This is a genomic window from Telluribacter roseus (assembly GCF_017355915.2).
Taxonomy (GTDB): domain Bacteria; phylum Bacteroidota; class Bacteroidia; order Cytophagales; family Spirosomataceae; genus Telluribacter.
In genome coordinates this window covers 381,839-396,374 of the sequence record NZ_JAFEUV020000002.1, presented here as the reverse complement: position 1 = coordinate 396,374, position 14,536 = coordinate 381,839, and the positions used below count along the sequence as shown (strand labels likewise).

Below are 14,536 nucleotides of genomic sequence, written 5' to 3'. Positions count from 1 at the left end.
CCTCAGATCTTCTCCTTCAGGAAGGTAGCCGTATAGTTATCTTCGAGCTTTATCATCTCTTCAGGAGTACCCGTAAAGGTCACGTAGCCTCCCGCATCGCCTCCTTCAGGACCCATATCCACGATCCAGTCGGCGCTCTTGATTACCTCCATGTTATGCTCAATGATGATCACACTATCTCCCTGATCCACCAGGGCATTAATGGCCTTGAGCAGCTTTTTGATGTCGTGGAAGTGCAGACCTGTGGTAGGCTCGTCGAAGATAAACAAGGTCTTGCCTTTGTTGGCGTTGCCTTTACCCAGGAACGAAGCCAGCTTCACCCGCTGCGCCTCTCCTCCTGATAAAGTATTGGAAGATTGCCCTAAGCGTACGTACCCCAGTCCTACGTCTTGCAGCGGCTGGAGCTTTTCGACCAGCTTAGGCTCCGACTGCCGGAAGAACTCGATAGAATCATCCACCGTCATATCCAGGATATCAGCTATATCCTTGCCGTTGTACTGCACCTCGAGGATCTCCTGCTTGAAGCGTTTTCCACCGCAGCCTTCGCAGGTCAGGTAGATATCCGCCATAAACTGCATCTCGATCTTGACCTGACCTTCACCCTGACATACCTCACAACGTCCTCCCTCAATGTTAAAGGAGAAGTGTGAAGGCTTGTAGGCACGGGCTTTGGCAACGGGCTGTTCAGCCATCATCTGCCGCATATGATCGTAGGCCTTGATATAGGTAACGGGGTTCGAACGTGATGATTTACCGATAGGATTCTGGTCAATCATTTCCACCGCCTCTATCCGCTCCAGACTACCGGCCAGTTCATTAAACTTACCAATGTCCTCACTGTACTCGCCTTTGGCGCGCATCAGGGCCGGGTAGAGAATCTTACGGATCAGGGTAGACTTACCCGAACCACTCACTCCGGTCACGACGCTTAGTACCCCCAGCGGAAACTTCACATCCACATCCTTCAGGTTATTCTCACGCGCTCCCTTCAGTTCGATGAAGTGGGTAGTTTTGCGTCTGAACGTAGGAACGGATATGGCATCACGCTCCAGCAGGAAGTCGATGGTGTAGGATTTAGGCTCGTCCGAAGCTGGTAGCTCTTTCAGGCCGTTTATATCATCCCAGTTGCCTTCAAATACCACATGACCTCCACCCGAACCCGCTTCGGGGCCAATGTCGATAATCTGGTCGGCGGCATGCATTACCTCTTCCTCGTGCTCTACTACGATTACCGTATTACCAAGATCACGCAGCGACTCCAGTACGCCTACCAGTTTGCGGGTATCGCGTGGGTGGAGACCGATACTTGGCTCATCCAGGATATACATAGAACCCACCAGCGCACTACCCAGAGAGGTAGCCAGCTTGATGCGCTGGAACTCTCCACCCGATAAGGTATTGGTAAGGCGGTTGAGGGTAAGGTACCCAAGGCCTACGCGCTCCATGTACTCGAGGCGGTTCTGTATCTCGATCAGGATACGGCGGGCTACCTGGTAGTCGTGCTCATTCAGTTCGAGACTTTTAAAGAATATAGATACCTGACTGATGGGCATCAGTACCAGATCGGTGATAGAAGCACCACCTACCTTTACATAGGCTGCATCCTTACGCAGACGTGAGCCCCGGCACTCGGGACAGGTCGTACGCCCCCGGTAGCGCGAAAGCATAACACGGTACTGGATCTTGTGCGTCTGCCCCTCAATATCTTCAAAAAAAGCATTGAGCCCGCGGAAGTATTCATTGCCCGTCCAGAGCAGCTCCTGATATTCGGGAGACAGGTCCTTATAAGCCCGGTGAATGGGGAAATCAAAGCGGATACCGTTGCGAAGCAGCGGACGCAGCCACTCACTCATTTTCTCGGTGCGCCAGGGAGCCACCGCTCCTTCAAATACGGAAAGATTTTTATCAGGTATGACCAGATCAGGATCAATACCCAGCACCTTACCAAAGCCTTCGCAACGCTTACAGGCTCCGTAAGGATTATTAAAGCTAAACAGGTTGACCGTCGGCTCCTCAAAGCGGATACCATCCAGTTCAAACTTATCCGAAAACTCCTTACGCTCGCCACCCCGTACTTCTACATAGCAAACTCCCTCTCCTTCAAAGAAGGCAGTCTGTACTGAGTCGGACAAACGGTACTGGGTATCCTCATCATCATGCTGTACGGCGGCACGGTCTATGAGTATCTCCAGCCTGCCCGAGGTATCAAGGGAGGCGAAGTTCTCAAGTACCTCCTCGATAAAGTGCGTTTCGCCGTTGGAAACGATACGGTTGTAGCCCTTAGAGAGAAGAATATTCAGCTCGCTCTCCAGCGTACGCCCATCGCGCACCAGCAGGGGTGCCAGTACCATGACGCGGGTACCTTCCTCGTGGCTCAGAATATAGTCTACTACATCGGTCACGGTATCTTTACGCACCACCTGTCCCGATACGGGTGAGTAGGTAATACCAATACGGGCAAAGAGTAGTTTTAGATAATCGTAGATCTCGGTAGAGGTACCTACCGTAGAGCGGGGATTGCGGGTACTGACCTTCTGCTCGATGGCAATGGCCGGCGAAATGCCTTTAATGTATTCCACCTCGGGCTTTTCCATACGCCCCAGAAACTGACGGGCGTAGCTGCTAAGGCTCTCTACGTACATGCGCTGCCCTTCGGCAAACAGGGTATCAAACGCCAGGGATGACTTGCCGGAGCCGGACAAGCCGGTGATCACGACCAACTTATTGCGGGGGATGGCTACATCAATATTTTTGAGGTTATTGACGCGAGCTCCCTTTATCAGAATATATTTCTTAGGATCAAGTTCTTCAAACGGAACACCTTCAAGGCGAAGTTCGGGTTGATTCATCATACACGGACCAATGAGTAACTGAGGGCATGGTTAGAGAAGCCCTTAACTAATTGTAAACCCAAAATTCGCCGCTTTAGTTTGTGATTCCTAATGCTGTTTTCAAGTAGTTAAGTACCCCTTCTTTTGCCCTTGCTGGTTGCAAATCAAAAGAATACATATAAAAATTAGAGTGTTCCTTGCCTACCGATATAACTTTTCTTACCTTTGCAAGCCCAAATTAAGAACAGTAGATTTTATAGCGCTATAATTTAGGAATTGAGATGAAACGTACGTATCAACCTTCGAATCGTAAGAGAAGAAACAAGCACGGCTTCCGTGAGCGGATGTCAACGGCTAACGGTCGTAAAGTAGTAGCCGCTCGTCGTAAGAAAGGTCGTTGGAAACTGACAGTATCTGACGAGAAGCGTCATAAGCAGTAATAAGCGTTTATAGGCTTGAGCCAAACGTTTAGCAAAGACGAACGATTAAGTAGCCACCATACCATTGGTAGGCTCTTTCAAAGAGGTAGTACGGAGGTGCACACGTTCTACCTCTTTCCTTTTCGGGTGCTTTATATCTACGAGCCCGATTCTCCCCCTGCCCTCCCTCAGGTCCTCTTCTCTATTTCGCGCCGCCAGTTCAAGAAGGCCGTCGACCGAAATCTGGTCCGCCGCCGCTGCCGCGAAGCCTATCGCCTCAACAAATCTATTTTGCTGGAGTTAACCCCCTCAGCTCGTCCAGCTTACGTTGCTTTTTTGTATCTTGCAAAAGAAAAAGCAAATTATGACGTTATTGAGAAAGCTATGCGGCAAATACTTACACGCATGAGCAAGTCGTCGGCAGCGTCGAAATAGTAGCTAGTGAGTCACACCTGTAGTAGTTGAAATTTACTGTATCATGAAGAAATACTTCCGTTCCTTATGGCTTGCTGCTCCTGTGGCTGCGGGGCTGGCCTTTTTTTCGTTTCGTCAGGACGACCGTCTCTTCGAAATAGCTCGTAATCTGGATATCTACGCTACGCTGTTCAAGGAACTGAATGCCTACTACGTAGATGACATCAACCCCAACCGCCTGATCAAGTCAAGTATAGATGCCATGCTGCGGCAGCTCGACCCGTATACCGTGTACTACGCGGAGGATGATATTGAGGATTACATGACCATGACTACCGGCAAGTACAATGGCATAGGTGCTCTGGTCAATACGGCCGATGGTAAGCACGTGGTCATGATGGTATACGAAGATACTCCCGCCCAGAAGGCCGGCCTGATGCTGGGTGATGAAATCATCAAGATTGATGGCGTTGATCTTTCAACCCGTAGCGACTCGGACCCAAGCAAGCTCCTGCGCGGCCAGACCGGCAGCAGCGCCAAGCTGCTCGTAAAGCGTTACGGACAGAAAAACCCCGTTGAACTAACGGTAACCCGCGACATCGTCAAGATGACCAATGTACCCTACTACGGTATGATCAATGACGAAGTGGGCTATATCGACTTGAAAGACTTTACCGCTACGGCTTCCCGCGAGGTACGCAATGCTTTTCAGGATCTGAAAGGAAAAGGTATGAAGAAGGTGGTACTTGACCTGCGCGAAAATCCGGGTGGACTCTTGAACATGGCCATCGAAATCTCCAATGTATTTATTCCAAAAGGTGAAGAGGTAGTATCAACCAAAGGAAAGGTAACTGAGTGGAATAAGACCTACTCAGCCTACAACCCGGCTCTGGACACCGAGATACCCATTGTAGTATTGACCAACAACCGCAGTGCCTCAGCCGCCGAAATCGTAGCCGGTGTAATCCAGGATTACGACCGGGGGGTACTGATCGGTCAGCGTACCTATGGCAAAGGTCTGGTACAGACTACCCGTGACCTATCGTACAATACCAAGATGAAGATCACCACCGCCAAGTACTATATCCCCAGCGGACGGTGTATTCAGGCTATTGATTACAGCCACCGCAACGAGGATGGCAGCGTAGGCAAAGTACCCGATTCGCTGATGACAGCCTTCACGACCCGTAACGGACGTGCGGTGTACGATGGGGGTGGTATTCTGCCAGACATTGTTGTAGAAAAAGAAAGCTACTCACCCCTGGCTGGTTCGCTGCTTCGGAAGCGTCTGCTGTTTGACTATGCGGTGAAGTACCACGCGGAGCATGCTACCATCAAGCCTGCTCGTGAGTTCAGCCTGACGGATGCCGAGTACCAGGAGTTTACCAAGTGGCTCAAAGACAAAGACTACGACTACACTACGCAGGTAGAAAAAGAACTGAACGAGCTGGAAGCATCGGCCAAGAAAGAGAAATCGATTGACGGCATTCAGGAGCAGTTAAAGTCGTTGAGAACCAAGCTCAGCCATAATAAAGATAATGACCTGCAGCTTCGTAAGGCAGAGATCAAGAATCTGCTGGAAGAAGAGATCGTGAAGCACTACTACCTCGAAAAAGGAATAAAAGAAGCTTCTTTCGCTAAAGACGCCGAAATGAAGGCTGCTCTCGATCTTTTCAAAGATATGAACCGCTACCAAAGCATTCTGAAAGGAAAGAAGTAGTACTTTTGCAGCGATCAGACACCCGGTTCACAACATGCCAGCCCCCACTTAGAGCTGTCATGTTGTGAACTTTTTATTACTACCCCCGATTACCATGCTTATACTTAGTATAGATACTTCCACGCGCGGCTGTTCAGTGGCCCTTCACCAGAATGGAGAAGCTCTGCTGTCCTACGAGCTCAATACCGACCGCTCCTCTTCATCCATGCTGACTACACTCATGCATAGCGCCGTAGAACATGCCGGTTTCACCCTGCATGATCTGGATGCTGTAGCCGTAGCCAAAGGTCCCGGCTCGTACACGGGCTTGCGGGTGGGTGTATCTACCGCCAAGGGGCTATGCTACGCGCTGGACAAGCCTCTGATCGCGATCAATACTCTGGAAGCCATGGCGGCCCAGCTACGGGCCTTTTATACAGAAGAGGTACTATTATGCCCTATGATCGACGCCCGGCGGATGGAGGTATACTGTGCAGTGTATGTTCATACGCTTACGGCCGTGCAGCCTACGCAGGCGCTCATTATTCAGCCGGACTCATTTGCCGAGCTACTTCAGGCCCATCCGATTGTTTTCTTTGGGGATGGAGCTGCCAAGTGTAAGCCGGTTCTGGGTACTCATCCCAACGCACGCTTTATAGCTGAGCTAGTTGAGCCCTCGGCCCGCACCATTGGGCAACTGGCTACCGGTGCCTTTCAGCAGGGACAGTTTGAAGACGTAGCTACCTTTGAACCCTACTACCTCAAGGATTTCGTGACTACGCAGCCGCGCAAGAAGGTAATTACCCCCTCTACACAGGAGTAGCGAACATTTCAGAGCAACTCTGCGTTAGAAAACAGGTAGTACCTGTAGTACATCCTGTGAATAGTACTACCTGAATAAGTAACTTTCAAAGAAGATGGAAACCGAAGAAATAGTAAACCGGGTAGCCAGTAGCGGCCTTATATCGTTTGATCTGGAAGAGTACTACCATCCGGGGGAGCGGGTAGTATATGACCTGAAAGACAACCTTTTCCAGGGACTGATCCTGCGCGAGAAGGACTTTCGCGAATTCCTGAAAAACCACGACTGGAGCCAGTACCAGGGTAAAAATGTAGCCGTTACCTGTACCGAGGATGCCATAGTACCTACCTGGGCGTATATGCTGCTGGCCCTGCATCTGGAGCCGTATGCCCATACCATTGTGTACGGGGATCTGCAGGCACTGGAAGACAAGCTATTTTACGATGCCATTGCCAGAGTAGATATCGAGGTATTTCGGGATAAGCGCGTGGTGGTGAAAGGCTGCAGCAAACATCCTGTACCCATCTCGGCCTATGTCGAGATCTCACGACTCTTAAAGCCCGTGGTACAAAGCCTGATGTTCGGTGAACCCTGCAGTACGGTTCCGCTGTACAAAAAGCCTAAAGGTGCAGTGAAGTAAGCTCCGGCTTACTTTACCAGGCGGAAGCTCATTCGGTGGTAAGGGCAGGGCCCATGCTCCTGAATAGCCCGACGATGCCGCGGCGTCGGGTAGCCTACGTTCTGCTCCCATCCGTAGTGCGGGTACTCTACCGCCAGGCGCTCCATAAGCTCGTCACGATAGGTCTTGGCCAGAACCGAGGCTGCCGCTATAGACAGGTAGTGCGAGTCACCTTTGATGATACAGGTATGTGGGATCATAGGGTACGGTATAAATCGGTTCCCATCCACCAGCAGGTGTTCCGGACGTACCCCCAGTTGATCTACCGCCCGGTGCATGGCCAGAAAGCTAGCCTTCAGGATATTGATCTCGTCAATCTGATTATTACAAACCTCCGCTACCGCCCAGGCCACGGCGTCCTGCATGATCTCTTTCTGCAGGGCATCCCGCTGTACTTTGGTAAGCTGCTTCGAATCGTTCAGGAGGGGATGCGTGTAGTCAGCGGGGAGAATGACGGCGGCCGCTACTACCGGTCCGGCCAGGCATCCGCGCCCTACCTCATCCAGCCCTGCTTCCAGGGTATTCTGATTATAGTAAGAACGTAACATTAATCTTCCAGTATATTGGCCATAAAGGTACTCTTGGTAGCCAGTGCAATCAACAGCAGCAGTACTGCCCAGTACAGGTACACCCGGTAGTGGTCCTTTACCTCGCGGTACATCACATCGCGGTACTTCACCTTTTCGAGCTGATTTATCTGAGCAAACACATTCCGGAGCGCATTGGTGTCCGCGGCTCTGAAAAACTTACCATCGGCGGCAGCCGCTATTCGTTGCATCTCGCTCTCATCCACAAAGTCATTAGAGGTAGTTCGTAGCGTATCGGCCCGGGCGGTACGTACGACCGCTTTACCTACCGCAATCGTGTAGATACGTACCCCAAAGGCCTTGGCCAGACGTGCCGCCGTCAGCGGGTCGAGGTTACCGGAGGTGTTGTCCCCGTCGCTAATAAGAATGGCTACCTTACTTTCACTTTTTGATTCGCGCATGCGGTTTACGGCTACGGCCAGGGCACTACCAATAGCCGTACCCGTGGTCCGGATCATATCCGAATTAATATCATCCAGAAAAGAGTACAGGAGCTGGTAATCCGTAGTAAGCGGACACAGGGAGAAAGCCTCCCCCGCAAAAATGATGAGTCCGATCCGGTCGTGCAACCGTCCTTCAATGAAGCTTCGGGCTACCCGCTTGGCCGCTGCCAAGCGGTTTGGTTCCAGGTCTTTTTCCAGCATGGAGTCCGATATATCCAGGAGCAGTGTAATGTCTATCCCTTCCGAGTAGCGGTCGGTGCGTTCGGTAATCATCTGGGGGCGCGCCAGCGACACCAGCACCAGCATCAGGGCCAGTACCACGGCTACCGGCTGCACGTATCGTAGCCGCGTCATCCAGTCTTCGGGAGTAGCCGTAGCCTCGTAGGGCATAGCCAGGTGCTGCTTGGCGCTCCGGTGAAACAGGTAACGTAGCCATAGCAGCAGAGGGATGGCCGGGATAGCGTACAGAAAGTAAGGATGTACCCAGTGAAACGACCGCAGGGTATTCCATCCAAACCATTCAAGCGAAAACCATTGCTGCTCCATAGTACTGTTTATTCTGTCACTGGTTCTTTGCCCACCTGAGCTATCTCGCGGCGGCGGCGGCGATACGACCGCAGGGCCACCGTTCGTAGTACCTGCAGGGATACATCCATGTTCTTGGACCGTACCTGACCGTAGATGGTACCATCAATATCTTTCAGGGCATCGGCTAGGGGCTCATCCGGAATATTATCCAAGATTTCCCGGGTGGTATAGGTCGCGAAGGGCTTCTCTTCTACACGCTCCAGGTACTTCTTCCATACGATCACGGCCTTTTCGGCGTCAGACACGCTATTGCGCTCCCGGGCGTTGCGGTTAAGGCGGTTGAAGGTGCGGACAAACTCCCGGTGCCGGCGCTGTAGCTGAAACATCTGCCACTGCCTATTGATACTACGCCCAAACAGCCAGTAGATAAGCAGGCTAAGCCCCGCCACCGCAGCCACCACGCCCAGAAATACCGCATAGTTGAACTGCCTGCGCAAAGGTACTACTTTGGTATCGGCCTGCAGGGCCAGGCTGTCGTTTTGTACCACTTCCGGCAAAAAACGGATAAATACAGTATCGGGAGCAGCATACACGGCTGTACAGTCGTTGTTGTTCAGGACGAATACCGGCAAAGACAGGGGTTGGGTGGGTGTTACTTCAAACGATACCAGCCGGTATACGGTGCTGTCGAGGCTACCGCGCTCGTCGGTCTGGGTGATAAAGTACTCCTGATTAAGTACCTGAAAAGGAGAAAAATCGAACGTAGTATCCGGGAAGAATACCTCCTGCGCCGGATCGTGCCGGTAGCTAAGCGAGTAGAGGAAGGGCTTCCCTACCCGAATCGTATCGGTCATGAACTGCCCCTTAGGCTTCGCAGACTGTGCCGACGCCACCTGAGCCGGTAGTACGCCCAGCAACAGGCTCACTACCACAGGTAAATGGAGGGAGCGAAACCAGGAATGTATGTAATCTAAAAAGGACAAACCCAAATCTTAATTTAAAATCGGAGGGTACTTTACTATACACGCTCGGAGGTACCTTTCACGTAACGTCTTACCCTGAACAATCGTATCAGAGCGGGTACGTAGTCTTCCTGCGTATTTAACGAAAGGTAGTCGGCCTTATTCTGCCGGCAAAGCCGCTCCAGCTCCTGACGACGCTTCACGTACTGCTCCCGCATACCGGTCCGGTAGCGCGATGAGGAGGTATTGATCCACACCATACTCTGCCGCTCCGCATCATACACCGGTATTATGCCCAGCTTGGGTAGATTAGTCTCCCGCTGGTCATGCACATGGATTACGATCAGGTCGTGCTTGCGGGCCAGGGCTTTCAGGTTATGCTCGTAATCCTTATCAATAAAATCAGAGATCAGGAATATCAGACTCCGCCGCTTCAGTACATTCAAAGCCAGCAGAATAGCCTCCGAAAGGTTGGTCTTGGTTGACTCGGGCTGCAGCTTAAACAGCTCCGATATCAGGCTGTACCCGTGCTTCATACCATCCGACGGACGGATGTACTTCTCCTTACGGTCGGTAAAGCACATCATACCTACCCGGCTGGCTTCCCGTATGGCCGCCAGCGTAAGTACCCCGCATATCTCCTTGGCAGCGTCAATCTTCTGGCGTACCGCATCGCCTACTTCCTGAGAGGCGCTTACATCTACCATGAAGAATACCGTCTGCTCCTTTTCTTCCTTGAATATCTTGATATAGGTACCGTGCCCCTTGGCCGAGGTGTTCCAGTCGATCGTCCGCACGTCGTCGCCATACTGGTAGAGCCGCAGATCATCAAACTCAAGACCCGACCCCTTAAACACCGAGTGGAAGTTACCATGACGCTCGCTGTTAACCGCTTTGCGCATCCGGATCTCGTACTTACGGAGCTTTGTCAAAAACTGTTCAAACATAATAAATACAGGTTCTGCAAAAGAATTACCAACTTTGCAGCGTTGAGCGTACTAAACAAAGATAGCTAATTTAAGAAGATCATGCGTCGATTCCTTTTTTTACCGCGTCAGGTACTGGCTTGTCTGAGCCTGTTACTGATGCTTATGGCGTGCGATTCGGAAGAGCAACCTCCTAAGGATATCATTGAGGAAGATAAAATGGCGGCGATACTGGCTGATATTCACCTGGCCGAATCGCGGGTGTCCCGCCTGCAGCTACAGTCGCTGGATTCGTCGGCCCTGGTATTCAATCAACTCCAGAAGCAGATATGGGCCAAGCACAAGGTAGATACGCTTCGCTACAAGGAAAGCTATGCGTTTTATACCACTCATCCTCAGTATATGACACGGATTTATGAAAAAGTATTAAAAAACATAGAAGCACGTGAAAAGAAAAACAACATCAAGCTGTAATTGTTGTTAATATTTGAGATTTTTGGGGTTCATACGACTACTGTTTTTCCAATAGACAAGATGGCGGTGGAATCACCACGCTTTCCATTATTAATCTAAAAAACATTCGAGAAAGTCTTGAGCAACTCTATTGTCATTATACCTACCTACAACGAGATTGAAAATATTGAAGCCATCATCAGGAAGGTCTTCACGCTATCTCACCCCTTTCATATACTCATTGTAGATGATGGCTCACCGGATGGTACAGCCCTGAAGGTAAAAGAACTCCAGCATGAGTACCCGGCTCAACTGCATATGCTCGAACGTAAGGGCAAGTTAGGGTTAGGCACAGCGTATATCAATGGGTTTCAGTGGGCGCTGGCCAGAGGATACGAATATCTGTTCGAGATGGACGCCGACTTCTCCCATAATCCCGAGGATCTGGTGCGTCTGTACCGGGCCTGCCACGAAGAGGGGCACGACATAGCCATCGGATCGCGCTACATCAAAGGGGTTAATGTAGTCAACTGGCCGATCGGACGCGTACTGATGTCCTACTTTGCCGGTTATTACGTGCGCATGGTAACGGGCATGCCTATTATGGACCCTACCGCCGGCTTTATCTGCTACCGAAGCCGCGTACTACAGACCATCCAGCTGGAACGCATCCGCTTTATCGGGTATGCCTTCCAGATCGAGATGAAGTTTAATGCCTGGAAGTACGGATTCAGCCTCACCGAGGTACCTATTATTTTCACGGATCGTACCAAAGGGGCTTCCAAGATGTCAGCCGGTATTTTTAAGGAAGCCATTTGGGGAGTGATTAGCTTAAAGATCGGGAGCTTCTTCAGAAGCTACATTCCTGAAAAGAGAGAAACAACGCCTGTCGCACAGAATCCTGTCGCGGAGTAGGAGCTAACCATACTGACCATAAGCCACGATGAGCACTGCCTTTATTGTGGCTTTTTTTATTTTAGTACCTGTCTTCCCTCCACAAACATTTTACTGGCTAATTGAGTCATCAGAATACCACATCTCTGCTACCGCATGTCGAGCTACTATCCGTCCATTACTGAGCTGGCCGTACTGAGCCCTACCGCTACGGTGGATGCTATGTACCAGGCACTCCATGCGGTGGAAGAGCACAAGCTGGCGGCTCTGGCGGTGCCTCCCTTCTGGACCAAAAAGTTACGAAGAGACATGGGACAAGCGCATGCAGCAGAGCTGGTGGCGGTGGTTGGGTCCCCCTACGGCTACCAGCGCACCGAGGCCAAGCAACTGGAAGCTGAGCTGGCTCTGAAAGATGGAGCTAGTGCCATTGAGCTTACACTGAATGTGTCGGCCTGGCAGTCGGCCTCAGCGGGATGGATCAAGATTGAGACGGTGAAGCTGGCCAAATACCTTCACGACCAGGAAAAACCCCTGACGGTAAGACTTGAGCTACACCAGATTGCCGAACCCACACTTCCTAAGCTACTAAAAACCTTATCTGATGCCGGTGCTGACTACGTGAAGGTGTTGCTCAATGATGCAGGTACTTTACTATCGGCAACTACTCGCCTCAGAGAGCTACTCCCCCAGGTTACCGGCTTGAAAATAGGTACCTCCACCCTATCCGGCGTAAGCCCTGATACTTTAGAAAAAGCGGGAGCCGAGCGGATCGAGCTCCCGTTTCCCCACTAGGTAGTGGCTGCTACCGGTAGCTTAGCCACTCCACCCGTATCATCGGGCTGGCTGTCTTACTCGTTTCACCGGCTTTACAAGGTTCCTGGCCCCAGCTACCTCCATTGGTGCGGTACCAGCCACGGCACCTGTCAAATTCATCGGTAACCCCCAGTATCTGTCCGAAGCATCTCGTTCCGGTACCATTCAGACTCTCATAGGTACTATCGGCGGAGTGCAGCCACTCCAGCCCTACAAACAAGCCTTCTTTGGGTACCGGTATATTGTACCGCCCAATGATTACATCTTTCCAGCGATACCAGGGACGGCCAGGCGTGAGTACTACGCTTTCGTCCAGCAGATCGTCGCCCGGTATTCCGCCAGCATTTTTATAAACTCTTACCCGAACAGGCGCCCGCTGCTTCCCTTTGGAAGAAACGTAGAAAGAAACCTTCCGTAGTACCCCTTCTTCATTCTTCTCATTAGGAATGTACAGGGCCACCTCCCGGGGCTGCTCGGCCTGGCAGGAGCTAAAGTACCCACTGGGTCGTTTTCGCCAGGCGCCTTTCTGTACCATCTGCGGCCTTTTGTTGGCAGTTGATGGCATCTGCTCCAGCACAAGGGGTTTCTCTACCAGCGATACCTTCAGTACGGAATCAGGATTGTAGTTATCAATGCGCAGGGTCTGATAGCCGGGGGCGGAGACCAATAGCCCCTCCAGGGTACCTGACCAGCGAAACAGGCCGCTGGTGTCGGTGTAGAGGCCGGTTGTACGGGTAGTATTGGTCACCAGGGCGTAGGCTACGGGGGAACCTGTTATATAATTCACCACGCGCCCCTGTACCGACTGACCAAGGGTTGTCCCGACTACCAAACAGCAAAGCCAGGTGAATATCCAGCGACTACCCATGCTTAGCGTTGGTTGAGTTCACGGATAGCCAACCAGCTCATCAGCCCGGGCCCTATTTCCAGCGCCTCTTCGTCAATATCAAAAGTAGGGGTATGTACCCCTGATACAATGCCTCTGGCTTCGTTGCGGGTACCCAACCGGTAGAAGCACGCATCCACTACCTGCGAGTAAAAGGCAAAATCTTCGCCCGCCATCCAGAGATCAAGGTCTACTACGTTATCGGCTCCCATGTACTCCACAGCGGCGGCTTTCATCCGGCGGGTCAGTTCGGGGTGGTTCTTGAGGAAAGGGTACCCGCGTACTACCTCAAACTCACAGCTACCACCCATGGCATCGGCCATGCCTTCGGCCATTTTTTTCATCTTACGCAGCCCTTCTTCCCGCCATTCCTCATCCATACACCGCCAGGTACCCTGGATGGTTACCTCATTAGGAATAACATTGGTCACCCCATCGGCAATAAAACGGCCAAACGACAGTACCGATGGATTGGCGGGCTTGCGGTGGCGGCTGATGATCTGCTGCAGGGCTACTATGATATGTGACGCCATCAGTACCGGATCAATTAGCTGATCGGGCATGGCACCGTGTCCACCTTTGCCCTTTACGGTCAGGTACAGCTCGTCGGTGCTGGCCATGTACATGCCTTCGCGGAAGCCGATCTTACCTACGGGTACGTTAGGCGCTACGTGTTGCCCTACCATACTGGCAGGTTTGGGATTGTCCAGTACACCCTCTTTGATCATGAGTGAGGCACCTCCGGGAGCTTTCTCCTCGGCTGGCTGAAATACCAGCTTCACCGTTCCCTCAAACTCCCCACGCAGTTGCTGCAGGATACGCGCCGTTCCCAGCAGGGACGAGGTATGTACATCGTGCCCACACGCGTGCATCACGCCCGGTACCTGGGACTTATAGGGTACATCATTGGCTTCGTGAATAGGTAGGGCATCCATATCGGCCCGCAGACCTACTACTCGGCTCGTTGGGTTACGGCCTTCGATGAGAGCTACTACACCGGTACCCGCTACGCCTTCCTGCGGCTCTAGGCCCAGCGCCCGGAGCTGTTCGGCTACAAAGCGGGCCGTTTTATGTTCGTTAAAGGATAGCTCCGGATTCATATGCAGGTGGTGACGGTTGGCCGTTACATCAGCTACGTAATCCTTAGCAAGTAGTTTTATTTTCTGGTGAAGATCAGACATAAGTTAGTATCAGATATTT

The 14,536-nt window shown here is 51.7% G+C and carries 15 protein-coding genes; 8 read left to right on the top strand and 7 right to left on the bottom strand.

Going from position 1 to position 14,536, the window contains the following annotated elements:
- Positions 1 to 2: 2 nt before the first annotated feature.
- Positions 3 to 2,852 (bottom strand): excinuclease ABC subunit UvrA, encoded by a 2,850-nt coding sequence (gene uvrA / locus JTN23_RS04955; RefSeq protein WP_409049431.1) that lies wholly within the window; start codon positions 2,850 to 2,852, stop codon positions 3 to 5.
- A gap of 260 nt (positions 2,853 to 3,112) precedes the next feature.
- On the opposite strand from uvrA, the gene rpmH reads away from it, so the two are divergent.
- The 5 genes from rpmH (at position 3,113) to JTN23_RS04930 (ending at position 6,805) form a co-directional block, all read left to right on the top strand.
- Positions 3,113 to 3,271 carry a 50S ribosomal protein L34 gene (gene rpmH / locus JTN23_RS04950; RefSeq protein ID WP_247232808.1) on the top strand — a complete coding sequence of 53 codons (159 nt, stop codon included), beginning with the start codon at positions 3,113 to 3,115 and terminating at the stop codon, positions 3,269 to 3,271.
- A gap of 15 nt (positions 3,272 to 3,286) precedes the next feature.
- Positions 3,287 to 3,685 carry a ribonuclease P protein component gene (locus JTN23_RS04945; RefSeq protein WP_247232807.1) on the top strand — a complete coding sequence of 133 codons (399 nt, stop codon included), beginning with the start codon at positions 3,287 to 3,289 and terminating at the stop codon, positions 3,683 to 3,685.
- A 43-nt stretch (positions 3,686 to 3,728) separates the two neighbouring features.
- The gene (locus JTN23_RS04940; protein ID WP_247232806.1) at positions 3,729 to 5,384 is read left to right on the top strand and encodes a S41 family peptidase; all 1,656 of its coding nucleotides are present in this window, start codon (positions 3,729 to 3,731) and stop codon (positions 5,382 to 5,384) included.
- A gap of 94 nt (positions 5,385 to 5,478) precedes the next feature.
- A complete protein-coding gene (gene tsaB / locus JTN23_RS04935; RefSeq protein ID WP_247232805.1) occupies positions 5,479 to 6,186 on the top strand; it encodes a tRNA (adenosine(37)-N6)-threonylcarbamoyltransferase complex dimerization subunit type 1 TsaB in 708 nt (235 codons plus the stop codon).
- Positions 6,187 to 6,280: 94 nt separating this feature from the next.
- Positions 6,281 to 6,805 (top strand): DUF2480 family protein, encoded by a 525-nt coding sequence (locus tag JTN23_RS04930; protein WP_247232804.1) that lies wholly within the window; start codon positions 6,281 to 6,283, stop codon positions 6,803 to 6,805.
- A gap of 8 nt (positions 6,806 to 6,813) precedes the next feature.
- Here JTN23_RS04930 and rnhB read toward each other — a convergent pair whose 3' ends face one another.
- From rnhB to JTN23_RS04910, 4 genes are all read right to left on the bottom strand, one after another.
- The gene (gene rnhB, locus JTN23_RS04925; RefSeq protein ID WP_247232803.1) at positions 6,814 to 7,392 is read right to left on the bottom strand and encodes a ribonuclease HII; all 579 of its coding nucleotides are present in this window, start codon (positions 7,390 to 7,392) and stop codon (positions 6,814 to 6,816) included.
- Positions 7,392 to 8,420: a vWA domain-containing protein gene (locus tag JTN23_RS04920; protein ID WP_247232802.1), complete on the bottom strand. Its 1,029-nt coding sequence runs from the start codon at positions 8,418 to 8,420 to the stop codon at positions 7,392 to 7,394. The genes rnhB and JTN23_RS04920 overlap by 1 nt, the downstream gene beginning before the upstream one ends.
- Positions 8,421 to 8,428: 8 nt before the next feature.
- Positions 8,429 to 9,334 (bottom strand): hypothetical protein, encoded by a 906-nt coding sequence (locus JTN23_RS04915; RefSeq protein WP_247232801.1) that lies wholly within the window; start codon positions 9,332 to 9,334, stop codon positions 8,429 to 8,431.
- A gap of 86 nt (positions 9,335 to 9,420) precedes the next feature.
- On the bottom strand, positions 9,421 to 10,311 hold the full coding sequence (locus tag JTN23_RS04910; RefSeq protein ID WP_247232800.1) for a DUF58 domain-containing protein: 891 nt from the start codon (positions 10,309 to 10,311) through the stop codon (positions 9,421 to 9,423).
- An 81-nt stretch (positions 10,312 to 10,392) separates the two neighbouring features.
- Between JTN23_RS04910 and JTN23_RS04905 the strand changes: the two genes are divergently transcribed.
- The 3 genes from JTN23_RS04905 (at position 10,393) to JTN23_RS04895 (ending at position 12,429) form a co-directional block, all read left to right on the top strand.
- Positions 10,393 to 10,764 carry a DUF4296 domain-containing protein gene (locus JTN23_RS04905; protein WP_247232798.1) on the top strand — a complete coding sequence of 124 codons (372 nt, stop codon included), beginning with the start codon at positions 10,393 to 10,395 and terminating at the stop codon, positions 10,762 to 10,764.
- Positions 10,765 to 10,881: 117 nt separating this feature from the next.
- Positions 10,882 to 11,658, top strand: a complete 777-nt coding sequence (locus JTN23_RS04900; protein ID WP_247232797.1) for a polyprenol monophosphomannose synthase — start codon at positions 10,882 to 10,884, stop codon at positions 11,656 to 11,658.
- 135 nt (positions 11,659 to 11,793) lie between these two features.
- Positions 11,794 to 12,429 (top strand): beta/alpha barrel domain-containing protein, encoded by a 636-nt coding sequence (locus tag JTN23_RS04895; protein WP_247232795.1) that lies wholly within the window; start codon positions 11,794 to 11,796, stop codon positions 12,427 to 12,429.
- Between the two features lie 10 nt (positions 12,430 to 12,439).
- Here JTN23_RS04895 and JTN23_RS04890 read toward each other — a convergent pair whose 3' ends face one another.
- The gene (locus JTN23_RS04890) at positions 12,440 to 13,318 is read right to left on the bottom strand and encodes a carboxypeptidase-like regulatory domain-containing protein (protein ID WP_247232794.1); all 879 of its coding nucleotides are present in this window, start codon (positions 13,316 to 13,318) and stop codon (positions 12,440 to 12,442) included.
- Positions 13,319 to 13,320: 2 nt separating this feature from the next.
- Positions 13,321 to 14,517: a M20 metallopeptidase family protein gene (locus JTN23_RS04885; protein ID WP_247232793.1), complete on the bottom strand. Its 1,197-nt coding sequence runs from the start codon at positions 14,515 to 14,517 to the stop codon at positions 13,321 to 13,323.
- Positions 14,518 to 14,536: the final 19 nt, after the last annotated feature.

Coding starts and splice junctions, on each gene's coding strand:
- uvrA (WP_409049431.1), bottom strand. CDS start 2,852: ATGATGAATCAACCCGAACTTCGCCTTGAAGGTGTTCCGTTTGAAGAA.
- rpmH (WP_247232808.1), top strand. CDS start 3,113: ATGAAACGTACGTATCAACCTTCGAATCGTAAGAGAAGAAACAAGCAC.
- JTN23_RS04940 (WP_247232806.1), top strand. CDS start 3,729: ATGAAGAAATACTTCCGTTCCTTATGGCTTGCTGCTCCTGTGGCTGCG.
- tsaB (WP_247232805.1), top strand. CDS start 5,479: ATGCTTATACTTAGTATAGATACTTCCACGCGCGGCTGTTCAGTGGCC.
- JTN23_RS04930 (WP_247232804.1), top strand. CDS start 6,281: ATGGAAACCGAAGAAATAGTAAACCGGGTAGCCAGTAGCGGCCTTATA.
- rnhB (WP_247232803.1), bottom strand. CDS start 7,392: ATGTTACGTTCTTACTATAATCAGAATACCCTGGAAGCAGGGCTGGAT.
- JTN23_RS04920 (WP_247232802.1), bottom strand. CDS start 8,420: ATGGAGCAGCAATGGTTTTCGCTTGAATGGTTTGGATGGAATACCCTG.
- JTN23_RS04910 (WP_247232800.1), bottom strand. CDS start 10,311: ATGTTTGAACAGTTTTTGACAAAGCTCCGTAAGTACGAGATCCGGATG.
- JTN23_RS04905 (WP_247232798.1), top strand. CDS start 10,393: ATGCGTCGATTCCTTTTTTTACCGCGTCAGGTACTGGCTTGTCTGAGC.
- JTN23_RS04895 (WP_247232795.1), top strand. CDS start 11,794: ATGTCGAGCTACTATCCGTCCATTACTGAGCTGGCCGTACTGAGCCCT.
- JTN23_RS04890 (WP_247232794.1), bottom strand. CDS start 13,318: ATGGGTAGTCGCTGGATATTCACCTGGCTTTGCTGTTTGGTAGTCGGG.
- JTN23_RS04885 (WP_247232793.1), bottom strand. CDS start 14,517: ATGTCTGATCTTCACCAGAAAATAAAACTACTTGCTAAGGATTACGTA.